This window comes from Bradyrhizobium sp. BWA-3-5, assembly GCF_032917985.1.
In the GTDB taxonomy this organism is placed as follows: Bacteria; Pseudomonadota; Alphaproteobacteria; order Rhizobiales; family Xanthobacteraceae; genus Bradyrhizobium.
The window spans coordinates 442,842-464,716 of sequence record NZ_CP136626.1 but is presented as its reverse complement, the minus strand read 5'-3'; the positions used below and the strand labels follow the sequence as shown (position 1 = coordinate 464,716).

19 protein-coding genes and 1 pseudogene are annotated in these 21,875 nt (G+C 62.8%); 8 read left to right on the top strand and 12 right to left on the bottom strand.

Annotated elements, in window-relative coordinates:
- On the bottom strand, nucleotides 1–1,005 hold the full coding sequence (locus tag RX331_RS02245) for an ABC transporter substrate-binding protein (protein ID WP_410708353.1): 1,005 nt from the start codon (nucleotides 1,003–1,005) through the stop codon (nucleotides 1–3).
- Between the two features lie 114 nt (nucleotides 1,006–1,119).
- Between RX331_RS02245 and RX331_RS02240 the strand changes: the two genes are divergently transcribed.
- The 3 genes from RX331_RS02240 to RX331_RS02230 all read left to right on the top strand — a co-directional run bounded on the left by RX331_RS02240 (nucleotide 1,120) and on the right by RX331_RS02230 (nucleotide 6,052).
- A complete protein-coding gene (locus RX331_RS02240; RefSeq protein WP_317255044.1) occupies nucleotides 1,120–1,839 on the top strand; it encodes a GntR family transcriptional regulator in 720 nt (239 codons plus the stop codon).
- Between the two features lie 214 nt (nucleotides 1,840–2,053).
- On the top strand, nucleotides 2,054–2,479 hold the full coding sequence (locus RX331_RS02235) for a response regulator (RefSeq protein WP_317255043.1): 426 nt from the start codon (nucleotides 2,054–2,056) through the stop codon (nucleotides 2,477–2,479).
- A 66-nt stretch (nucleotides 2,480–2,545) separates the two neighbouring features.
- On the top strand, nucleotides 2,546–6,052 hold the full coding sequence (locus RX331_RS02230; protein WP_317255042.1) for a PAS domain S-box protein: 3,507 nt from the start codon (nucleotides 2,546–2,548) through the stop codon (nucleotides 6,050–6,052).
- Between the two features lie 81 nt (nucleotides 6,053–6,133).
- Here the strand turns inward: RX331_RS02230 and RX331_RS02225 are convergent, their stop codons facing one another.
- The 9 genes and pseudogenes from RX331_RS02225 to RX331_RS02185 all read right to left on the bottom strand — a co-directional run bounded on the left by RX331_RS02225 (nucleotide 6,134) and on the right by RX331_RS02185 (nucleotide 15,876).
- On the bottom strand, nucleotides 6,134–6,775 hold the full coding sequence (locus tag RX331_RS02225; protein ID WP_317255041.1) for a response regulator transcription factor: 642 nt from the start codon (nucleotides 6,773–6,775) through the stop codon (nucleotides 6,134–6,136).
- Nucleotides 6,776–7,155: 380 nt separating this feature from the next.
- Nucleotides 7,156–7,479, bottom strand: coding sequence for a PilZ domain-containing protein (locus tag RX331_RS02220; RefSeq protein WP_283031592.1), 324 nt, complete (start codon nucleotides 7,477–7,479; stop codon nucleotides 7,156–7,158).
- Nucleotides 7,480–7,482: 3 nt separating this feature from the next.
- Entirely contained in the window at nucleotides 7,483–8,352 is an 870-nt protein-coding gene (locus RX331_RS02215; protein ID WP_317255040.1) for a protein-glutamate O-methyltransferase CheR, read from the bottom strand.
- A 30-nt stretch (nucleotides 8,353–8,382) separates the two neighbouring features.
- The gene (locus RX331_RS02210) at nucleotides 8,383–8,775 is read right to left on the bottom strand and encodes a response regulator (RefSeq protein WP_317255039.1); all 393 of its coding nucleotides are present in this window, start codon (nucleotides 8,773–8,775) and stop codon (nucleotides 8,383–8,385) included.
- 41 nt (nucleotides 8,776–8,816) lie between these two features.
- Entirely contained in the window at nucleotides 8,817–9,296 is a 480-nt protein-coding gene (locus tag RX331_RS02205; RefSeq protein WP_317255038.1) for a chemotaxis protein CheW, read from the bottom strand.
- Nucleotides 9,297–9,367: 71 nt separating this feature from the next.
- Nucleotides 9,368–12,082 (bottom strand): hybrid sensor histidine kinase/response regulator, encoded by a 2,715-nt coding sequence (locus tag RX331_RS02200; RefSeq protein WP_317255037.1) that lies wholly within the window; start codon nucleotides 12,080–12,082, stop codon nucleotides 9,368–9,370.
- A 253-nt stretch (nucleotides 12,083–12,335) separates the two neighbouring features.
- Nucleotides 12,336–12,716 (bottom strand): flagellar biosynthesis repressor FlbT, encoded by a 381-nt coding sequence (gene flbT / locus RX331_RS02195; RefSeq protein WP_317255036.1) that lies wholly within the window; start codon nucleotides 12,714–12,716, stop codon nucleotides 12,336–12,338.
- 171 nt (nucleotides 12,717–12,887) lie between these two features.
- Nucleotides 12,888–15,173 (bottom strand): DUF1522 domain-containing protein, encoded by a 2,286-nt coding sequence (locus RX331_RS02190; RefSeq protein WP_317255035.1) that lies wholly within the window; start codon nucleotides 15,171–15,173, stop codon nucleotides 12,888–12,890.
- A gap of 287 nt (nucleotides 15,174–15,460) precedes the next feature.
- Nucleotides 15,461–15,876: pseudogene (locus RX331_RS02185) on the bottom strand (response regulator).
- A gap of 760 nt (nucleotides 15,877–16,636) precedes the next feature.
- Between RX331_RS02185 and RX331_RS02180 the strand changes: the two are divergent.
- The 3 genes from RX331_RS02180 (at nucleotide 16,637) to RX331_RS02170 (ending at nucleotide 18,459) form a co-directional block, all read left to right on the top strand.
- Complete coding sequence (locus tag RX331_RS02180) at nucleotides 16,637–17,329, top strand: Crp/Fnr family transcriptional regulator (RefSeq protein ID WP_410708089.1); 693 nt, start codon at nucleotides 16,637–16,639, stop codon at nucleotides 17,327–17,329.
- A gap of 265 nt (nucleotides 17,330–17,594) precedes the next feature.
- The gene (locus tag RX331_RS02175; protein WP_317255033.1) at nucleotides 17,595–17,987 is read left to right on the top strand and encodes a response regulator; all 393 of its coding nucleotides are present in this window, start codon (nucleotides 17,595–17,597) and stop codon (nucleotides 17,985–17,987) included.
- Nucleotides 17,988–18,213: 226 nt separating this feature from the next.
- Nucleotides 18,214–18,459, top strand: coding sequence for a hypothetical protein (locus tag RX331_RS02170; RefSeq protein WP_317255032.1), 246 nt, complete (start codon nucleotides 18,214–18,216; stop codon nucleotides 18,457–18,459).
- 111 nt (nucleotides 18,460–18,570) lie between these two features.
- Here RX331_RS02170 and RX331_RS02165 read toward each other — a convergent pair whose 3' ends face one another.
- Nucleotides 18,571–19,140 carry a response regulator transcription factor gene (locus RX331_RS02165; protein ID WP_410708088.1) on the bottom strand — a complete coding sequence of 190 codons (570 nt, stop codon included), beginning with the start codon at nucleotides 19,138–19,140 and terminating at the stop codon, nucleotides 18,571–18,573.
- Nucleotides 19,141–19,842: 702 nt separating this feature from the next.
- On the opposite strand from RX331_RS02165, the gene RX331_RS02160 reads away from it, so the two are divergent.
- Complete coding sequence (locus RX331_RS02160) at nucleotides 19,843–20,265, top strand: hypothetical protein (protein ID WP_317255030.1); 423 nt, start codon at nucleotides 19,843–19,845, stop codon at nucleotides 20,263–20,265.
- A 3-nt stretch (nucleotides 20,266–20,268) separates the two neighbouring features.
- Here RX331_RS02160 and RX331_RS02155 read toward each other — a convergent pair whose 3' ends face one another.
- A complete protein-coding gene (locus tag RX331_RS02155) occupies nucleotides 20,269–21,297 on the bottom strand; it encodes a glycoside hydrolase family 3 N-terminal domain-containing protein (protein ID WP_317255029.1) in 1,029 nt (342 codons plus the stop codon).
- Nucleotides 21,298–21,446: 149 nt separating this feature from the next.
- Between RX331_RS02155 and RX331_RS02150 the strand changes: the two genes are divergently transcribed.
- Nucleotides 21,447–21,722: a hypothetical protein gene (locus tag RX331_RS02150; protein WP_317255028.1), complete on the top strand. Its 276-nt coding sequence runs from the start codon at nucleotides 21,447–21,449 to the stop codon at nucleotides 21,720–21,722.
- The last annotated feature ends 153 nt before the right edge of the window (nucleotides 21,723–21,875 follow it).

Sequence of the window (21,875 nt, the reverse complement as noted above, 5' to 3'; positions counted from 1 at the left end):
TCAATTGCCCTTCAGGTCGTGGGCGACCGGCAGATAGTAGTCGGTGAACGCCTTGGGCATGGTCTTCAGCGTGCCGACCTTGTGCAGATGGGCTGCGAATTTCATGGTGCCCTGCGGCTGCAGGTTCCACTCCATCATGCCGGGCTCCTTGAGCCAGGCCAGGAGATCCTCCACGCTGGTCTTGTCGCCGGTAACTTCCTTGTAGATCTCGACAGCAGCCTTGGTGTCGCTGCGGATCAGGTCGTGCGCTTCCTTGGTGGCGTCGCGCACCGCCTGCACGATCTTCGGATTGGCATCGGCGAACTTGGTCGTGGTGAAGAACTGTGCCTGGCTGAGCGGCCCGCCCATCACGTCGGGCGAGAACAGCACGACATGGGCTCCGGGAACATTCTTCATTTCAAGGAAGGTGAACGGCGGAATCGCAAAGTGATTGCGCACCTCGTGCTGCGCATTGGTCATCGCGACATAGGCGTCGGGATGTCCGAGCTGCACCGTGTTGGCATCGAGCTTCGACCACTGGTCGGCGCCGAACGCCTCGCTGGCCGCGATCTGCAGCACGATCGCCTGCGTCGATACCTTGACGGTCGGCACCGCGATCTTGTCGTTGGGGCCGAAATCCTTGATCGACTTGATATTCGGATCGCGGCTGATCAGCGTCATTGGCTGCGCCGAGGTGGCGACGATGCCTTTGACGCCGCCGCGGGTGCGATCCCACAGCAGCAGCAAATTGCCGGTGCCGGTGTTGAGAATGTCAACGCTGCCGGCGAGCAGCGCGTCGGTCTGCGCGCCGCCGCCGCTTAAGTTGACCCATTTGGTGGTGACACCTGGTACGCCGAGCGAAGCCGCATGCTTCTCGATCAGCTTGTTCTTTTCCATGATGTGGGAGGGCATGTAGAAGATGCCCGGCTGCCGCGACAGCGTGACTTCCGACTTCTGCTGCGCGAAGGCCTCTGAGCCCGACAGCAGCACCAGCATCGCAATGGCGCCCGTGCAGGCGCGCCACATTCCGTTTTTCATTGTGCATCTCCTCCCGGCGCCGCGTTGACGCCTTCGCGGAGATGCACTAATGTATTAGTGCATCTGAAGCAAGTCCCTTTCCGAAAACGGCCGGCCGCCCGAATGGCTCCCCCGCAAATCGTCTCCCGCCGCGCTGCCCCGCGTTCCGCCGGCCGGCTGGATCGCGACCGCCAGGCGGCGCCGCAGGTGTTCGAGCGCCTGCGCGGCATGATCATTTCGCTGGAGCTGCCGCCGGGATCGCCGCTGTCGCGCGCCGCCCTCGCCGCCCAGTTCGGCGTCAGCTCGACACCGATCCGCGATGCACTGATGCGGCTCGAGGAGGAAGGCCTCGTCGACGTCTTCCCGCAATATGCCACCGTGGTCAGCCGGGTTGATGTGCGGCTGGCGCAGCAGGCGCATTTCCTGCGCCAGGCCGTCGAACTGGAGATCGTGCGCGCCCTCGCGCTGCAGCACGATAAAACACTCGTCGTCGAGCTTCACGCCACGATTGCCCGCCAGCAGCAATATGCAAAGGCCGGCGACTTCGAGAAATTCATGGCGGCCGACAATGAGTTCCACAGTCAGCTCTACACGGCCGCCGACAAGCAGGACATCTGGACGCTGGTGCGCAGCCGCAGCGGACATATCGACCGCCTGCGCCGGATGCACCTGCCCTCGCCCGGCAAGGCACAGGACATCGTGCGGCATCACAGACTGATCGTAAAAGCGATCGATGCCGGCGAGGCGGACGAGGCGCAGAAGCATCTACGCACCCATCTATCCGGGACGCTCAGTGAGCTCGCCCGGATTCGCTCGCGTCATCCGGAATATCTCAGCAACTGATCCGCGCCGCACCGCACGGATGGCGAACCACGCCCGATGGCGCCGGCGCTGGCTTTGTCTGCACGGCAATATGCGGAAACCAGCACATTTTACCTGCATTTTAACGATCTGCGGAACGCTCGTGGCTGTGAAGCAGTTGCAGCGACACGCGGATTCAGCAACACTCGCAACCTGCCGTTGCCTGATTCAATCGGAGCCCGGAGAACTTTTTCCTTTGGCAAGAATACTGGTCGTGGATGACGATGCGGCGGTCCAGATGACCATCCGCCTGTTGCTGGAACGTGCCGGCCATAGCGTGGTCACCGCCGGTGACGGACGAAAGGGCCTGGCAATGTGCCAGGCCGGAGATTTCGACCTGCTGTTCCTCGACATCTACATGCCGGGCATGGATGGATTTGAGACCATGCGGATGGTTCGGCAACAGCACCCGCAGCTTCCGATCATCGTCATCTCCGGCCGGCCGATTTCGTCCGAAGCCGATTCCGCTCCCGACTTCCTGACCATGGCGACCAAGCTCGGCGCCGTCTCCAGCCTGCAGAAGCCGTTCAGGGCCGCCGATCTCCTGGCGGCCGTCGCCGGCTGCCTGGATGCCGCCCGGCGCGGCCCTCGCCCTGCCGGCGGTGTTGCTTCCTCCCCATGATGCGCCATAGCATCGGATTTGTCCGGCCGCCTGCCGGGCGGAGGTGGAGGGCGAGCGAACAGCGACATGACGCTCACGACCAGGCTAGCCATCGCGATGATTGCGCTGGTCGCGATCGCGGTTTCCGCGGTCGGATGGCTGAGCTATCGCAACCTGGAACAGGCGCTGCTGCTGCGCGCCCGCGACCGCATTGAGACGCATTCACGGCAGCTCGCGACCGATCTCGAATACTACGCCGCCAGTGCAACCGGCGACGTCGTCGGCTTCCGTTCGGCCGTCGCGCTGCATGGGCTGGTGCGCGCCCGCAAGGCAGGCGGCACCGATCCGACCGATGGCGTGTCCGAAAAGACCTGGCGTGATCGGATAGCGACGCGCTTCGCGGCGGAACTCGAAGCCAAGCCCACCTACGCGATGTTCCGGGTTATCGGTTTCGACAACGATGGACGCGAACTGGTGCGCGTCGATCGCAATGGCCCAAACGGCACAATCAGGATCGTCCCGGAAGCGGATCTGCAGAAGCGAAGCGATCGCGGCTACTTCAAGGAGGCCCTCCGACTGGACCCCACCCAACTCTACGTCTCGCCGCTCGATCTCGGTCGCTTCAACGGGCTGATCGAGGAGGTGCACCGGCCGACGATTCGCGTCGCGACGCCGATCTTCGCTGATGACGGCAAGCCATTCGGCATTTTCATGATCAATGTCGACATGCGGCGCGCATTCGACCGGCTCAGGTCCGCGGCATGGCCGGGCGAAACGATCTATGTCGTCAATCGGGCCGGCGACTACCTCATTCACCCCGATCGTTCGCGCGAATTCGGCGCCCTGCTCGGCAAGCCCAACGACTGGATGGCCGACTTCCCGCATCTGGCAGCGCAGGTCGGGGCCACGCAGGGCAGTGCCGATATCGTGACGGATCGGCAAGGCCGATCCAACGGGATCGCGTTTGCTCCCGCTGTTCTGGCTGGAAGCGAATGGGTGGCCGTGATCGAAACCACCCCCAACGCCGTCATCATGGCACCGGCCGCCAGCATCAGGAATACCTCGCTTCTGGTCGGCGGCGTCGCCGTGCTGTTCGCAGCCGTGCTGGCGATTTTGATCGCGCGATCTCTGACGCGGCCGATCGTCCAACTCACCGAAGCCGTTCAGGGGGTGGCCAGCAAGGGAAAAGTCACCATTCCAATCGAGGCGCGCGGCGAGACCGGCGTGCTCGCACGCGCATTCGCGCAAGCGATCGAGGAGATCAACCGCAAGACCGCCGCGCTGCAGCAGGAAGTTCAGGAGCACCGCCGCACTGAAGCGGCGCGCGACCATCACGCCGAACGCGAGCGGCTGTTCAGCGCGGCCGTCGAATCCTCCAACGACGCCATCATCACGACCTCGCTCGACGGCACGATCACCGGCTGGAACTCGGCCGCGGAGCGGCTGTATGGATACACGGCCGCGGAAGCGGCGGGCAAGAATATCACCCTCATCGTTCCGATGGACCGCCTGGAGGAGGTGCATGACACATTGCGCCGGATCGGCTGGGGCGAACGGATCGAGCAAAACGAGACCGTCCGCCTACGCAAGGACGGCAGCCGGATCGAGGTCTCGCTCAGCATCTCGCCGATCAAGGCGCCCTCGGGCGCGATCATCGGCATCTCCAAGGTCGCGCGCGACATCACGGAAACCAACAAGACCAGGCAGGTGCTGCGGCAACAGACCGAAGAGCTCCGGCGCATCTTCGAGACGTCGCAGGATCTCATCATGGTGATGGATTCCCGCGGCCATTTGGTTCAGATCAGCCCGAGCTGCGAGACGATACTGGGCTATCGGCCCGAAGAAATGATCGGCCGCAGCGGCGTCGATTTCATTCACCCCGACCATCTCGAGAACTCGCGCGAGGAAATGCGCGCGGCCCGCCGCGGATTGCGCCCGAAGATTGCCGATACGCGCTGCATTCACAAGGACGGCCGCGAGGTGTGGCTGTCATGGCTTGGAACATGGTCCGAGCCGGTCAAGCGCTTTTTCTTCGTCGGCCGTGACATGACCGAGAGCCGGCTGGCACAGGAAACGTTGCGCGAAAGCGAGCGCCTCGCGCGCGGCATCATCGACACCGCGCTCGATGCATTCGTCCAGATCGACGAGAAGGGCGTCATCCGCGCCTGGAATGCGCAGGCTGAAACCATCTTCGGCTGGCCCCGCAATGAGGCGCTCGGCAAGAACGTGTTCGATCTGATGGGCCGGCGCGACGGCGAAGGGCCTCTGAAAAAGGCCCTGCAAACTTTTCTGCAGTCCGGCAACGAGGTGGTGCGCCAGCCCCGGCGTGAACTCCAGATCAGGCGGCGGGACGGCAAGGAGATCACGGCGGAGCTGAGCATCGCAGCGCTACGAACGCGCAGCGGCTTCCTGTTCAACGCCTTCGTCCGCGACCTCACCGACAAGCTCGCCGCCGAGGATCGGATCCGCCAGGCCGAAAAGATGGAGGCGATGGGACAGCTCACCGGCGGCATCGCGCACGACTTCAACAATATCCTGACGGTCATCACCGGAACGATCGAGATCCTCGCCGACGCGGTCAAAAGCGATCCGCAGCTCGCCGCTATCACGCGCATGATCGACGAGGCGGCCTCGCGCGGCGCCGACCTCACCCAGCACCTGCTCGCCTTCGCGCGCAAGCAGCCGCTGGAGCCGAAGGTGACCGACGTCAACACACTGATCATCGACACCGCGAAACTGCTGCAGCGAACGCTCGGCGAACATGTCGAGATCGAATCGGTGTTCGACGAGGAGACCTGTTCGGCGATCGTCGATCCCAATCAGCTCGCCACCGCGATCCTCAACCTCGCCCTCAATGCCCGCGACGCGATGCCTCATGGAGGCAAGCTGATCATCGAAACCGGCTTTGTCGTGCTCGACGACAATTATGCGAAGATGCACAGCGACGTCCGGCCGGGCCGCTACGCCATGATCGCGGTGAGCGATACCGGAACGGGCATCCCGGCCGCGATTCTCGACAAGGTGTTCAATCCCTTCTTCACCTCGAAGGGCCCCGGCAAAGGCACCGGCCTCGGGCTCAGCATGGTGTACGGCTTCATCAAGCAATCGGCCGGACACATCATGATCTACAGCGAGGAGGGCCACGGCACCACGATCAAGATGTATCTGCCGCCAGCCGCCGGCGCATTGCCGGCGGCGGAACCCGCGCCGGTGCCGGCCATCGAGGGCGGCGCCGAACGGATCCTGGTCGTGGAGGACGACAAGCTGGTGCGCGACTATGTGCTGGCGCAACTGCACTCGCTCGGCTACGTGACGCTGGATGCGGCGAATGCAACCGAAGCCCTCGCGCTGGTCCACGCCGGCCACGCCTTCGACCTCTTGTTCACCGACGTGATCATGCCCGGCATGAACGGACGCCAGCTTGCCGACGAGATATCGAAGGTAAGGCCCGGGCTGAAGGTGCTGTTCACCTCAGGCTACACCGAGAACGCCATCATTCATCACGGACGGCTCGACGAAGGCGTCTTGCTGCTCGCCAAGCCCTATCGGAAATCGGACATGGCGGTGATGATCCGCAAGGCGCTCGCCGGGTAACAGCGCGCTGCCCGGCGCAAGGCTCGCGTCGGAACCCGCTTGTCGACGATCCTGCGCCCGCATCTGCGGCCAGAGTTGCGATCAGATCTGGCCCTGACGCTGGGTGGTCATCACGATCCGAACCAGGTCGGCAGCATTCCGCGCGCCCAGCTTCTTCATGATATTGGCGCGATGATCCTCGATCGTGCGCGGGCTGATCCCGAGATGCCGTCCCGCCTCCTTGTTGGAAGCCCCCGCAGTGAATTGCTCCAGCACCTCGCGTTCGCGTCGCGTAAGCGGCTCGCGTCCCGGAAAGTGCAGGGACGTAATGCGCGACGGCGCGTTTTGCGCCTGCCGGCGGGCATAGGCCTCGATCGCCTCTTCGAGCCTGGCCACGATTTCACTGCCGCGGAACGGTTTTTCGATGAAATCCAGCGCGCCGTTCTTGATGGCGCTGACCGCCATGGCGATGTCGCCCTGCCCCGAGATCATGAAGATCGGCGCAGGGTAGTCCTCGCCGTGAAGTTCCCTCAGAATATCGAGACCGGACTTACCGGGAATATGCACATCGAGCAGGATACAGGCTGGCGTCCGCGTTCGTGCAATCGCCAGCAAAGCGGCGCCGTCGGCGAAACAGATGACCTGATAGCCTGCTGCCGACAGGACCATCGAAAGCGTGTCGCGAACGGCAGGGTCGTCATCGACTACGAAAATCTCCCCGCGGGAGGGGGCTTTTTCAGCCATGTTCCATCGTCCATGCGTGGTTGGATGTGACGCACACTCGGATAACGGTATTCAACGCCATACCGAACCGTATTTGTACGGGACCACGGCTTACCGCACAAGTAGCAACGCACTCTTAAAAGGTGACTGAGGAGTGCACTCATGCAGCATGCGACGGCCGACGGCCTCGCACAGGCATTCGCGCGGGAAATATCCCTCGGCAGCCCCGAGAGTTCCGCCAAAGTCATCATGCTCGACGACGTGTCACCCCGCTAACTACTTGGTGCAATCGCTGGCTGCTATCAGGCATCCCGCGAGCGCCAGCCGGACGCGGATGCCACCACCATGGCAAATCGGTCTGCGCTGCGCTGGAACGTTGAACCGCCAAGCATAGGCCGGTCTCAGTGCATCGCCTCTTCGGCCTTTGACGAGGCGCCCGACTTCTTCTTCCCGTGCTTGCCGCGCAGAAAGCGAATGTCCATTTCCGTGCCGTTGACACGAACGAGTTCGCAGCGGCGATAGGCAAGGCCGGTCGACGACAGCAGCAGGAAGAACTCTTTGAGATTGAGGCCCTGAATGGAGCCTTCCACGGTCAGCGTAGCGTCGGTGTCCGAGATGGCGTTGAGCTGGCAGTCCCTCCGCCAGGTCCCGTCGATCGCCATCAGGCAGACATCATAGCCCCGGCTGAACGTCACCCGCTCCGCGCCCTTGCTCTCGTCCGTCATCGCTCACCGTCCTGCCATCGCTGCAATCCTTGGCATCGCCGCGCCCGCTCCTGACGTCGCACGCGCGCCGCTCGGCCGATAGAGGCCGCGTTTGTCCGGGAACGGCTTGAACACGTCGGTCAGGCCGACGACGGTTTCCGCCGCACCCAGCACCAAGAAGCCGTCGCCTTCCATCGCGTTGGCGAGGCGGCCGAAGATGTTGATCTTGGTGTCCTGATCGAAATAGATCAGCACGTTGCGGCAAAAGATGACGTCGAACGTGCCGAGCAGGGAGAAATCGTGCAGCAGGTTCAGTTGCCGGTGCTGCACCATGGCTCGCAGCTCCGGATTGATCTGCCACAATTCGCCGTTCTGCTTGAAATATTTGACGAGCAACTGAATCGGAAGGCCGCGCTGGACCTCGAACTGGCTATAGACGCCCGACTTCGACTTTTCGAGCACTTCGGTCGACAGATCGGTCGCAATGATCTCGACGCGCCATCCGGCCAGGGCCGCGCCCATCTCCTTGAGCGTCATGGCGAGCGAATACGGCTCCTGCCCTGTCGAGCCGGCGGCACACCATATCCGGATGCTCCTGCGCGCGGCGCGCGCCTTCAACATCTCCGGCACGATCGTGTCGCGGAAATGCTCGAACGGCACCTTGTCGCGAAAGAAGAAGGTCTCGTTGGTGGTCATGGCCTCGACCACCTGCGCGGTGATAGATGACGACCCGCTTTTCATCTTCTGCACGAGTTCGGCGATGCCCGGCAGGCCGCACTTGCGTGACAGGGGAAGCAGGCGGCTTTCGATCAGGTACTGCTTGTCTGCGGACAGGTCGAGACCGGAATGATCCTTCAGGATCTTACGCAGATACTCATAGTCTGGCGGAGTCACGGGCGCCTCTCGATGGTAAGCAGAAAAATTTCAAATGACGCTCGGTTCCACGAGCTCGATCAAGCCGACTTCCTGGAATTTCGCCGCGATGATCTCCTTGTCGAACGGCTTCATGATGTATTCATTGGCGCCGCCGTCGATTGCCCGCGTGATATGATCGATGCCATTTTCGGTGGTGCAGAAAACCACCTTGGGCTCATCGCCGCCCGGCATGCGGCGCAGGTGACACAGGAAGTGGTAGCCGTCCATCACCGGCATATTCCAGTCGAGGAGAATTGCCTCCGGCATCGCGCGCTTGCAAACGACCAGGGCGTCCACACCGTCCTCGGCTTCGACGACATCGAACCCGAGTCCTTCCAGGATGCGGCGCGCCATTTTGCGAACGATGCTGGAATCTTCGACAACGAGACACGTTTTCTTCATATCCAGGATCCTTTTCCTGCGAGCGATGGAGGCCGACGGCGCTAGGCTGCGAGGGCGGTTTTCGGCGCGAGCTCAAGAACGCGGTCGACGTCGAGCACGACCATGAGCTGGCCGTCGAGGCGATGCACGCCGCCAGCGAACTTGGCCATGCGGGGGTCGAGGTTGACGGGGTTTTCCTCGCAGCTCGCTTCGGATAGCCGCAAGACTTCGCCGATCTGGTCGATCAGCAGCCCGTAGGACTCGCCGCGCAGGTCGACGCCGACCGCCATCGGCGGCTTGCCGTCGTCGTTCTTGGGCAGGCTGAGCCGGGCACGCATGTCGACTACGGTGACGATGCGGCCGCGCAGATTGAGCACGCCGGCGATCTCGGCCGACGACAGCGGAACGCGGGTCAGCCGCTCGGGCATGAACACGTCCTGCACGCGCGAGATCGGCAGGCCGAACAATTGCCCGCCAATCACGGCCGTGACGTATTCGACCATGTTGCCCTCGATGGTCTCGGTCTTGATCTTGGGTGTCATGACTATTTGCGCTCTTTCGTTTTGAACATGATCGTTCGGAAAATCGGTTCCCGTTTTTTCCGGATCACGCTTTACGCCGCTTTCCGCGTCTCGGCGGTCTGTTCCTTCAGCGCCGCGATCAGGCCGGGACGGTCGAACTTGGCGACATAGTCGTGGAAGCCGGCCTGCCGGCCGCGCTCGATCGCCGCCGGCGACACCAGCGAGGACAAGGCGATGATCGGCATCTGGCTCAGATTGTTGTCGGCGCGGATCGTCTCGGCGAACTCGAAGCCGTTCATGTCGGGCATCTCGATGTCGGTCAGCACGACGTCGAAGCTCTGGTTCGAACGCAGCGCGGCGAGGCCCTCCTGCGCGTTGACGGCAACCCGCACCTTGTAGCCGGCGGCCTTGAGCACCGGGGCCAGCATGTTGCGGAAGAAGGCTGAGTCGTCGACCAGCAGCACCGACTGCGCGGTCGAGGACGCCCGCATCTCCTTGCGCGAGAACCAGTCGGCAAACGCCATCGGCAGGAAGTGGCCGACATCGATCACTTCGGTGGCCTGGCCCTTGATCACGGCCGAGCCCAGAATGCCGTCGGCCTGGCCGGCGACCTCGATGTGCAGCCGCTCCTCGACGATGTCGATGATCTCGTCGACCACGAGCCCCATCGAGCGGCCGTCGTCGGCGAACACCAGGATCGGCTGCGAGCCCTGGGTCTGGACGCTGACGCCGTTCATCTGCACCAGCGGCATCAGCTGGTCGCGGTACTGCACCATGTAGCGGCCGTTACTGAGCTCGATCTTGTCGGTGGCGATCTCTTCCAGCCGCGTGACGAGGCCGAGCGGCACCGCCTTGGGCTGGTTCGAGCCGGCGCGGAACACCAGCAGCGAGGTGAGTTGCTCGCCGCCGACCGCGTGTGCGGCGGAGGCCTCGTCGGCCATCTCATGGGCCGAGGAGCCGGAGGCGCCGAGCGCTTTGGCAATGCCGTTGGGATCGATGATCATGATGACCGCGCCATCGCCCAGAATGGTGTTGCCGGAGAACATGTCGATGTGCCGCAGCTTGGTCGACATCGGCTTGACGACGATTTCCTCGGTGTGGAACACGCCGTCGACCACGATGCCGAAGGTCTGGCTGCCCACTTGGGTGACCACGATGAAGCCGTTCTCGGGATCGCTCGAGGAGCCGTCGTCGATCTTCAGGAGCTTCTTCAGGTGCATCAGCGGCAAGAGCTTGTTGCGCAGCCGCAAGACCGCGGTGTCCTTGATGCGCTCGATGCGGTGCTCGGAGTTGGCCCGTGCCCGGACCAGCTCGACAACAGACAATTGCGGGATCGCAAAACGGTCGCCGCCGGCCTCGACGATCAGGGCCGAGACGATCGCCAGCGTCAGCGGGATCTTGATGGTGACACTGGAGCCCTCGCCGGCCACGCTCTTGATGTCGATGGTGCCGCCGATCTGGTCGATATTGGTGCGCACCACGTCCATGCCGACGCCGCGGCCGGACACCGAGGTGACGGTCGCCGCGGTCGAGAAGCCCGGCGCGAAGATGAACTTGTGGATCTGGGCCTCGGTCATCTTCTCCAGCTCGGCCTCGCTGACGAGACCGTTCTGCAGCGCTTTCGCCTTGATCCGCTCGGTGTTCAAACCGCGGCCATTGTCGGCGATGCAGATGATGATGTGGCCGCCCTCATGATAGGCGGACAGCCGGATGGTGCCCTGCTCGCCCTTGCCGGCGGCCAGCCGCTCGGCCGGGGTCTCCAGGCCGTGGTCGGCGGAGTTGCGCACCATGTGGGTGAGCGGATCCTTGATCAGGTCGAGCACCTGGCGGTCGAGCTCGGTGTCGGCGCCGTGCATCTCCAATTCGATCTGCTTGCCGAGTTCGCCGGAGAGGTCGCGGACGATGCGCGGCAGCTTCTGCCAGGCATTGCCGATCGGCTGCATGCGCGTCTTCATGACGCCTTCCTGCAGCTCGGCGGTGACGTTGGAGAGCCGCTGCAGCGGCACCTTGAACTCGGTGTCCTCGTTGCGGCGGGAGATTTCCAAAAGCTGGTTGCGGGTCAAGACCAGCTCGGAGACCATGGTCATCAGGTGTTCGAGCGTGTCGACATTGACGCGGATCGACTGGTTGGCGATCTTGTCGGCGACCTCGCCGTCGGCGTCCGCGGCAGGCGCGCGCCTGGCGGGCTTGGCTTTTTCCTTCGCAATTTCCTTGGCGGCTTCCGGCGCAGGGGCGGCCTTGACGACGGGCGCCGGCGCGACTTCGGTCTCGGTCTCGCGGAAGGCGCGTTCGAGGTCGTCAAGCGAGACTTCGCCCGGACGCAACGGGCGCTCCAGCACCTGCTCGACCAGCGTGCCCTTGGTCATCGTGGGCGCCGCGGGCGGCGCCTCGACCACCGGGGCCGGTGGCGGCGGCTCGGCGGCGGCGTGGTGGCCGCCCTCGGCCATCGCATGCAGCTGCTCGATCAGATCTTCGTCGGTGCCCTCGGGCTCGATCTCGGTGGCTTCCAGCCCGGCGAGAATTTCCTTGATGCGGTCGATCGAGGACAGGATCAGCGTCACGGCCTCGGCCTTGACCGGCATGCCGTCGCGGAATTTGCCCATCAAGGTCTCGCCGGCATGGGCCAGCGCTTCGAGCCGCGGCAACCCGAGGAAGCCGCAGGTACCCTTGATGGTGTGGACCAGGCGGAAGATGTTATCCAGAATCTTCGCGTCGCTCGGATCCTGCTCGAAGCGAACCAACTGATTGTCGACCGTGTCCAGGCTCTCGTTGGTCTCCGTCAGGAACTCCCGCAACAGATCGTCCATATGAGTACGCCTTCTGAAAATTCAGACACCGGTCTAGTGTAGAAATAACCACTCGGATTTCACGGCAGCGTTAATTTCGCCGTCCGTGCTAATACGGATATGGTGAATAATTTCGTGCGTCGCCGCTCGAGCGATGCGATCGCGCGATTGGAAATCGATCGGCGGATTTTGATAAAGCTTTTTGAAAATAGCCAGTGACGGCATAAAGCGGGCGTCATGGACGACGCCAAGGAGCGCGCGCAGGTCGCGCAGATCAGGCGACGAGCAGCTCGTCTTCGCGCTTCACAAGTTTCCTGATTTCCTTGAGCGCCTTGTAGAGCGCGCCGGCGGCAACATGGGCGTTGGCGGCATCGATCGTGACGCGGGCGCCCGGATTGGCCTCCCGCAATTCGCGCAGAAAGCCCTGATAGGCCATGCGATAACGCGGGATGTCGTTCTTCAGGTACATCGTCTGGACGCAGAGATAGAGCCGCTTGGCCGGCGTATTGGCCGTCTCGGCGTTGATGGTATCGCGCTCACGCAGGATCGGCGCGTCGCCGTCGATCAGAAACGACGTGCGGGTGCCGGAATTAACGAGAACGGTTTCCCCAATCACGATCCGTTCAAATGGCTTTAGTTCAACACGTAGCGGCACAATCGTCCCCCGTTCGAAGACGCCCGCGAGCGTGAAGGCCCACAGCGTTTACGAAACATCGTTCGTGCAAATGCATGGCGGAACTGCCGCCAGATAATATTCAGGGATTTTGGATCGATGGTGGCGGCGGGGTTTCCCCCGCCGCCGGGATCGTTGACGATACCGTTCCGCTTAGCGGAGCAGCTGCAGCACGCTCTGCTGGCTCTGGTTGGCCAGCGCCAGCGCGGACACTGCGATCGACTGGCGGGTCGACAGCGCCTGGCTGTTCGCCGCTTCCTCGTTGGTGTCGGCCAGCGTCAGGTTCGACGAACCGGTCTGCAGCACGTTGATCAGGTTCTTCGAGAAGTCCTGACGGATCTGCACGATCGAGAGGTTCGAACCCAGGGCGGAAGCCTGCGTGCGCAACAGCGTCGAGGCGGCGCTGAGGTTGGAGATCACCTTGTTGGTGGCGGAGTTGTCGATGAAGTCGGTGCCACTGACGAGGTTAGCCAGACCGAGACCCGCGGCATTGAACGTCACACCGGTGATGTTCAGCGTCGACTTGCCGGTTTCGTTGAATGTCAGCTTGAGCTGATCGCCGCCGAGCAGGTTGACGCCGTTGAACGATGCGTCCTGCGAGGTGGTGGTGATCTGCGCCAGGATGCCGTTGAACTGGTTCACCAGGTTGCTGCGAACGGTCTGCGCCGACGCGTCAACCACCGGGGCTGACGGGGTGGTGAAGGTGATCGCCGTCGTCAGCGTGCCGCCAATCGCGCCGCCCGCCGTCGCCGAACCGAGGGTCGACGAAGCGTAGTCGTTGGTGGCCGAGATCGTCAGCTTGCCGGTCGAGTCGACCGTCGCGGTGAGGTTGTTGGCCAGCAGCGCGGCATTGAGCTGGTCGAGCGTCTTCACGGTGCCGTTGGAACCGTCGCCGAACGTGACGTTGACCGCCGTGCCACCGTTGAAGGAGGTGAAGGTCAAGGTCTTGCCGGAGAGGCTGCCGGCCGCAGCGGTACGACCCGCGGTGAAGCTGGTACCGGTTCCGGTGTTGCCGGTGAGGCCGAGCGTGGAGAGCGCGTTACCGGTTCCGATGATGGACAGATCAGTATTCACGCCGGTGGAGATCTTCAGCGCGCCGCTCGAGTTGATCGAGGACTTCGTCTGACCGGTGGCGGCTGCGAACGTTGCACCGCCGGCCGCAAGCGTTGCCGTCTGGACGCCGGTAGCAAGGTCAATTGCATTCAGCACGTCGCTAACGTCGGCCTTCTGGAGATAGACCGTCGAGTTGCCGCTACCATCGGTTTCGATATTGCCGCTGACGCCCGTGTGGGTGGCCGAAGCCGCAGGGGCAAGGGCATTCTTGAAGGTGATCGTCTTGCCGTTCACATTCAGCGTGGAGCCGTCCTGGATCAGGGTACCGAGGGTAGCAGAGCTGGTGGAGCGGCTGGCCGTCACTGTGGTGACACCCGAACCGAGCGAGGCGGTTAGACCCAAGGCCTTGAGGAAATCGGCCTTGCCGCTGATGCTGAGGTCGCCACCGGTCGAGGTCTTGACCTGGAGCTGGCCCGAACCGTTGACAGACGAAGCCGTCTGGCTGGCGTCGGTCGCGAGCGTTGCAACGCCGGCGCTGATCGTGGCCGTCGACACGCCGCTGGCGAGATCGATCGCCCTCAGAACGTCGCCGACGGTAGCCGTCGAAGCCGTGATGCTGGCGCCGATGTAAATGATCGAGTTGCCGTTGCCGTCGGTCGCGACACTGCCGGTACCGCCGCTGTCAATGCCATAGCCTGCTGGCGCGCTGGCTGCTGCCGGAGCCGCGCCGGCCTTGAACGTGATCGTGTGGCCGTTGACGGTGAAGCTGTCGCCGTCTGCAACGGTCGCCGTGCCGACGCCCGAGGTCCCGGCGCCGCCTGCGCCGACGTTGTTGAGCTTGGTGGCGCCGGTGATCGCGGCCGGAGTGCTCTGGTTGTCGTTGACCGTTGTGCCGGCCAGCGTGCCGACAATACCGCCGATTTTGGTCGTAGACGTTGCCGCAGTCGTGCCACCGGCCGCGCCGGAGAACAGCACGTTTGAAGTCGCGGTGGCAGATGTATACGTCGTGGTGCCGCGCAGGTCGGTCGCCGTGGCGCCGGTGATCGTCGCTGACACGTTCGACTTGGTGGAGTAGCCGACCGCGCTCTGCAGCGCCTGGTTGGCAATCGATTTTGCAGTGTCGACCAGCTTCTGCAGCGAGGTGATGCCGGTGTTGGCGGCCTGCAGCACCTGCACGCCGTTGCCGATGCCGTCGAGCAGATTGTTGATGTCACCGGCGCGCGAATCGAGCGACTGCGCGGTGAAGAAGTTGGTGGGGTTATCGAGGGCCGTGTTGACCTTCTTGCCGGTGGCAAGGCGGTTCTGCGTGGTGGCGAGCAGATCCGCGGTCGACTGCAGCGAGAGGAGGTTCTGGCGAACCGAAGCGGAGAGAACAATACCGGACATAACTCATACCCTTCTGGATGAACACGATTGACGCAACGCCACAAACTTCTTTGGGCGATGCTGCCACACTGGTCCGCCACCGCTACCCGGAGGTTAACGCGCTGGTTCGTACGGGGACGAACGGTGCCAAAAGGCATCGCCAATTCAATTTATGGTAAATAGAGTGTTATCGGCGGCGCCGGTGCCAATTGCATGGCCGCGCGGAGGGATGCCAGGCGACCGGTCGATAATAATGGCTGCATGTCGCGCCGCCGAATCACCGAACGCCGGCAGCAGGCAACGTGTCGCTAGCTCGACTGGACCGCACCACTGAGGCGAGAGCGCGCTTCGGCAAGACACTCGTTAACGACCGCGAGCAGCGCCCCTGGCGTGAACGGCTTGCGCAGGCAACGCGCGGCACCAAGCTCGAGCGCCATGCGCAGAAAATCCGGCGCCGGCGAATCGAGATTGGCGAAGGCGTATCCCGACATCGCCACCAGCGGAATGGCCGGCGCGCGCTCATGGAATATCCTGATCGTTCGAAGCCGCGCATATGCGGCATGAAGATATCGACGAGCATCAGGTCGAAACAGGAATCCTCCAGTGCCCGGAGCACGGCCTCGCCGCCATCGGCTAACGTCACCTCAAAACCGTGGCGCTCGAGATAGATCTCAATGGCCGTGCAGACCATCGGGGCGTCATCGACCACCAAGATGCGACGCATGACTCCCTCCTTGCGGGTCGAACGCTTCCATGCATGGGGGAACCGCGGCCCCGTTCCCGTGACGATTTCACCTTGCGAATCAGTGCAATAGGGGCACTTCCGCTGCAAATGGGTCGACCTGTCTGCCTCCACAGGGTATCAGGCAGGTTCCACAACCTGCCGAAGGCGGCCGGGAATTTTCACTTGGCCTATCATTGATGCAACCGTTCGAACTCGCGCCGTCAACGCGAATGGAAATTGCGTCTCCGATCGACGGGAGTAGATTCGCCGGCGCCCGCGGCATTGCGGGCGCATCTAAAAATGTCGGCTTGCGGAGCCGCGCGACCTGCCGGCACCGGGCCGCGTGCAACAGATCATCTTGCCCATCACGGCGTCCGCATCGGCGATGATCCGTTTTCAGGTGGGCAACGCGCGAGAACGCAACGGGCGGCGGACGGTGCAATTGTCGTCGCAGCCGCACGGCTACCATCGACACCGCCGGGACCGCGCCCGTTTTGCACGGCTCGCGCGACCGCAAGGCTTCAGCCCGGACAATCCTCGGATAGACGGACCAGCGGCGCAGCGCGGTTTCGTTGCGCGAAAGCCCGGAAGGGGCATTGGTCTTGTGCGTCCATTTTGCCAATTTTTCTTGCCAATAAAATGTGCAAGGGTCATCCTACATTTCGGATTGTATGCTTCAGGCACCACACACCTGAGATCGGCTTAGCCCGTAAGGCAGGAGGCTGCTTTGGATTCAGCCCCTCGTTCTCCGAATGGATTCTTGTCCTCGCTGTCCGCGGACGACTTCGAACTGCTTCGTCCGCATCTGCGCGTCGCCGATCTCGGCCAGGAAATGGTGCTGGTCGAAGTCGACGAGACGCTCAAACGCGCCTATCTGCCGCACAAGGGCGTCATCTCGCTGGTCGTCAAGCTCGCGCGCGGCGAGCACGTTCAGATCGCGATGATCGGCCGCGACAGCATCTTCGGTGCATTCTCCGCGCTTGGCGACGTGGTCGCGCTCAACACCGCCGTGGTGATGGTGCCGGGCGTGGCTTCGACGATCGATCTCGACCAGCTTCGCAATGCCGCGGACCAGAGCCCGACGTTGCGCACCGCCCTGGTGCGGCACGGCCTTGCCGTCTATGCGCAGATCCAGCAGACCGCCGGCTGCAATGCCTCGCACACGGTCGAGTCCCGCCTGGCGCGATGCCTGCTGCACACGCGCGACCTTTCCGGCAGCGACAAGGTCGTCCTGACCCAGGAGGCGATGGCCCAGATGATCGGCGCGCGCCGCAACAGCGTTTCGCTGGTCGCCAACACGCTGCAACAGGCAGACTTCATCCACTACAGTCGCGGCCACATCGAAATCACCAACGTGGACGGCCTGATCAAGACGTCCTGCGAGTGCTATGCCACGGTCAAGGCGCAATACACGCGGCTGCTGCACCCGCGCATCCCCTGCGCGGCCGCCTGATCGCTCACCGCAATCGATGCGAAGGCCCGATCTGTGATACGCATTGCGCGATCATTGCGCGCGAGGATTGCGCCACGCCCGCACCCACTACCGTAATACTACGACCAAACGCCGATTCGGCCGGCCGCGAATTAACGCGCTGTTCAACGAGCCCTGATAGTGGTCGGCAGTGCTGACGGGTGCGGGTTCGAGAAGAAGCGGTCGAGACTCTTTCGCGCGCATTCACCCTGGTTCGGCCATTTTGCAGTTCGCGCGGAGTAAGAACATGGCTTTTGACCTGTCGATGCCGATCCTGGTGGTCGATGACTACAGCACCATGATCCGCATCATCCGCAACCTTCTCAAGCAGCTTGGCTTCGAGAACGTCGACGAAGCAAGCGACGGCTCGGCCGCGCTTGCCAAAATGCAGACCAAGCGATACGGCCTCGTGATTTCCGACTGGAACATGGAGCCGATGACCGGCTACGACCTGCTCAAGGAAGTCCGCGCCAGCCCCGAATTCTCCAAGACCCCTTTCATCATGATCACGGCCGAATCCAAGACCGAAAACGTGATCGCCGCGAAGAAGGCCGGCGTCAACAACTACATCGTTAAGCCGTTCAACGCCGCAACACTGAAGACCAAGATGGAAGCGGTGTTTCCCGACGCAGTCGGTTAATCGCGCATCGCGGGCGCCACCGCCTTCAATGATCGCGCGCATTCGTCCTCGCTCGTCCGCACCGATGCAACGAAACGCGCGCAGCGAACCTCACGAGTGTTCTTTTCCCAGGGCGATCGGCTCGCTCCGCACGACAGATGCGGCTTGGCCGTACTTCTACGGTTTGAGATTTTCACTTCCGGATAACATTGACTGACGATAGTTGCGTGGACCAAGGAGTGCCCTCATGTTCACGTTTGAAACGAGCGATCCGAAAGAAGTGCGGCGTTTTCGTATCGCCCAGTTCAATGGCAGAACTGCAACCGCGCGTTCGGCGGAATCGACGGTCACCGGTCACGTTCGATCGATCGTGGAAAACAAATCGAGCATTCCGGCCGCGTGGACCATTACGATCATTCCGGAAGAGCCCAAGCCAGCGCTTTCGATGCGTCCGGTGCCGCGGGCGCGCTCCTTCATGGAAGATTTCTGCTGAACCTCGGCGCGGGCGAACGCGAAGCGCGTTCGCTCTCCGCGCGCCCGGCACATCGACGGCGTCATGCCGCATGCCCATGCCATTGCATCGCCGGTATCGCTTGGGAAGAAATCAGGCGGGCTGCAGCAGCGCCTTGCGGACCAGATCGGCGGTGTTGCGCGCGCCAAGCTTGCGCATGGCCTCGGCCCGGTGGCTCTCGAAGGTCCTCGGACTAATATTCATCCGCAAGGCACCCTGCTTGTTGGAGCAGCCCTCGCTGATCAGGCTCAGCACCTCGCGCTCGCGCTTGGTAAGCGGTTTCTGCGACTCCGGATTAAGCGTCATGCCCGGCCTGCGGGCACCGTCCGCGGCGCGGCCGGACTGGCCCTCGCCTGCCGGCCTGCGGGCACCGTCCGAACCGAACGCCGGATTGCGATCCGACATCTGCTTCACCAATGCGCAGACACGTTCAGTTTGCTGAAGCGCATTCTCGACCACCTGCTGCAGATAGAGGCGGTTGCCTGGCGCCTGCGCAAACTGATGGCTGTGCTGCTTGATCTCGTTCATGTAGAGCAGGAGCGCCGTCAGCGGGCCGTTCAACTGCCGTGCGATCGCAGCGCTCGCCTCTTCCGCGGCACGCGAGCGCGCGGCGGACAGTTGGACGATCTCCGAATTCTCTTCGAGAGGCGTGATGCTTTCCATCCACTTGGCGAAGTGCGAATCAGCGGCTCTTTGATCTTGTCCTGACATATAACTATTTTATCGGCTGCATCCTCTTTCATGGTTAATTTCCCAACCAGTAAGAATACGGAGAAGTTGCGCGGCTCGCCACGTCGGTCGACGGAAATGGACTAAAAACGCCCGCAAACAAGTCAAAAATGACCGTTTTTGATCGAAAAGCGCGTCGCAAAGGTAAATACTGTAGCCCGTTACCCTCGTACTTTCACGGTACTTCCATTTACTTTGTTAATGGATCTCAACCGACCCGCGTCGATCCTTCCGGCAACCCTCCGCCATCCCGCCGGCACGCGGCGTGGGCCGGGGGAGGTCCGCGCCAGGCCGTTCGGCTCACGGGGCAAAACCCGGATTGGCTGTCGTTGCGGCAATCGATCAGGGGCGGCGCAGCCTGAGAAACTTTTCGAGAAAGCGCCCCGAGACGACAAATCTGAACCACCAAAAGGCCATTCGCCGCGTTGTCATCGGTTCGATGCTCGCCGGCTGAGGCGGTCGCGCTCCCTTGCTGACTAGCGCAGGCCGAGGCTCCCACGTGTGAATGGCTTCACAACCGGCCGGCGAAGACGCGCGACGTCACGCCACATCGCCGATTCCGATTTACAGCGTCGAACGGCGCCGCAATGATCACGGCGTAAACCATCCCGCAACGAATCCAAAAAGGAGACGGCGATGTCGCAAGCAAAGGGATCATGGATGACGATGGCGGTGCTGGCCGGCGTGCTGGCGCTCAGCTCCGGCGCAGCCGCGCAAACCGCGCCGGCGGAAAACGCAGCGCCGACGGCCGACAACGCCGTGACGCTGACGGTGTTCCTGAAGCACGACCAGTCGCGTCCTCTGAGCGAACTCAATGCGCAGCTTCAGCGCCAGGGCTACTACAAGGCGTTTCCGCCGGACGGCGTCGAAGTCGTAAGCTGGTACGTGATGATGGGAATCGGACAGGTGGTGACGCTGCGTCTGCCGGCCTCGCGGCTGCGCGAAGTCAATCGCATTCTCGAGAACACCGCCTGGGGCAGCTACCGCACCGAGTTCTATCCGACCTATGACTACAAGGCGATCGGCGTCGCCGCGCACGAGAAGGCGCAGCAGCAGTAGGCGTCAGGCCGCAAGCAGCGCCTTGCGCTTCCCTACCCGCGCGATGGATTGCTCGACCGCCGAACCGGACAGATTTCCATCGCGCAGGTTTTCCAGGAAGTATCCGGCCGTCCCAGCCATTTCCTGTTCCTGATCGAGCAGGTTGTTGCCGATGCAAATCATGTCGATGCCCGCCTTCAGCGATTGCAGGCAAGCTTCGCGCGTGCCGAGCGCCTTCTGCAGGCCCTGCATCTGCATGTCATCGGTGATCAGCAAGGTATCCGGAAGGCGCCGGCGCAAACGGCCGAGCCCGGACGCAGACAGCGTCATCGGGCGTTCGTCCCATTGCCTGACGATGGCGTGGCTGACCAGCACCGCATTGCCGAACATCCTTGGCGCGAGCGAATAGAACAGCTCCTCCTGCTCATCTCGCAGCGCATCGGAAATATCCATGAATTCCTGGTGCGAATCGACGACGGCGCCGCCGATGCCGGGAAAATGCTTCAGGCAAAGGCCGATGCGCTGCGCCTGCGCGACTTCACCCACCAATTGCGCATTGGCTTCCACCTCGGCGATGTCCGCGGAATAGGAACGCTTGATCCTGCCGATGTTCGGGTTGTCGGGATTGTAATCGACATCGATGACCGGCGCGAAATCATAGTGGATGCCGAGTTGCCGCATCTCGGCAAAACTCGCGGTGAGAATTGCGCGCTTCTCCTCCAGTGCGAGAAGATTGAACTCCTTTGCACTCGGCAGCGGCGCAAAGCCGCGGCCTTCCTTTAGCCGCCGCACCAGCCCGCCCTCCTGGTCGATGAACACCATCGGCGCGGAGGGCAGCGCCGAGATCTCCGCGCAGAGGCGTTGCACCTGCTCCGGAGAATCGATGTTGTTGTCGTATTCAAGCGTCCGGCAGGAATAGTCGAACAGGATCACGCCGCCGAGACCATAGCGCGCGGCAAACGCCTTCAGCCAATCGGGAACGACCTTGCCGAAGAAACCGAGGATGAAGAGTTCGCCGACGGGCATGATGATGACCTCAGATATCGCGTCCAAGCGTAACCTCGTCCCGCAACCACCGCATCAGGACAAGCGATCCGGCCTGCGCTGGCCAGCGTGACGTCCGTCACATCATAGCGCAATCGGTGTCTCTAGGGTTGCAGCAAGGCAGAGCGATCCCCGCGCTGCAGACCAAGGAGACCTCCATGATTAGCATCAAGAAGATCATCCCTGCCGCTGTCGGCGCTCTCGCGCTTGCCGCGGCTTCCCTGACGATCCCGGGCCAGGCTTTCGCCGGCGGCCATGGTCATGGCCACGGCGGCTTCGAACATGGCTTCGGCCACGGCTTCGGACATGGTTTCGGACATGGCTTCGGGCATCACCACGGCCATTTCTTCGGCCACTATCGCCCGTTCTTCGTCTACAACAGCTGCTGGAAGTGGACCCCGTACGGCCGGGTCAACGTCTGCGACGTCTACTGATTGCGGACAAGGCCATTCGCCCGGGCCGCGACGGCCCGGGCGCATTCATCCATACGCTAGGACGCGAGCAAATCCTGCGCGCGAAGCCGCCGCCTCCGGTGCACAACACTGCGCTTGGCGCAGCTGAGCTTCTTCTGCTCCCCCTCCAAATCC

Coding starts and splice junctions, on each gene's coding strand:
- RX331_RS02165 (WP_410708088.1), bottom strand. CDS start 19,140: ATGGAAAGCATCACGCCTCTCGAAGAGAATTCGGAGATCGTCCAACTG.
- RX331_RS02170 (WP_317255032.1), top strand. CDS start 18,214: ATGTTCACGTTTGAAACGAGCGATCCGAAAGAAGTGCGGCGTTTTCGT.
- RX331_RS02175 (WP_317255033.1), top strand. CDS start 17,595: ATGGCTTTTGACCTGTCGATGCCGATCCTGGTGGTCGATGACTACAGC.
- RX331_RS02245 (WP_410708353.1), bottom strand. CDS start 1,005: ATGTGGCGCGCCTGCACGGGCGCCATTGCGATGCTGGTGCTGCTGTCG.
- RX331_RS02150 (WP_317255028.1), top strand. CDS start 21,447: ATGATTAGCATCAAGAAGATCATCCCTGCCGCTGTCGGCGCTCTCGCG.
- RX331_RS02240 (WP_317255044.1), top strand. CDS start 1,120: ATGGCTCCCCCGCAAATCGTCTCCCGCCGCGCTGCCCCGCGTTCCGCC.
- RX331_RS02200 (WP_317255037.1), bottom strand. CDS start 12,082: ATGGACGATCTGTTGCGGGAGTTCCTGACGGAGACCAACGAGAGCCTG.
- RX331_RS02210 (WP_317255039.1), bottom strand. CDS start 8,775: ATGAAGAAAACGTGTCTCGTTGTCGAAGATTCCAGCATCGTTCGCAAA.
- RX331_RS02190 (WP_317255035.1), bottom strand. CDS start 15,173: ATGTCCGGTATTGTTCTCTCCGCTTCGGTTCGCCAGAACCTCCTCTCG.
- RX331_RS02205 (WP_317255038.1), bottom strand. CDS start 9,296: ATGACACCCAAGATCAAGACCGAGACCATCGAGGGCAACATGGTCGAA.
- RX331_RS02220 (WP_283031592.1), bottom strand. CDS start 7,479: ATGACGGACGAGAGCAAGGGCGCGGAGCGGGTGACGTTCAGCCGGGGC.
- RX331_RS02160 (WP_317255030.1), top strand. CDS start 19,843: ATGTCGCAAGCAAAGGGATCATGGATGACGATGGCGGTGCTGGCCGGC.
- RX331_RS02225 (WP_317255041.1), bottom strand. CDS start 6,775: ATGGCTGAAAAAGCCCCCTCCCGCGGGGAGATTTTCGTAGTCGATGAC.
- RX331_RS02230 (WP_317255042.1), top strand. CDS start 2,546: ATGACGCTCACGACCAGGCTAGCCATCGCGATGATTGCGCTGGTCGCG.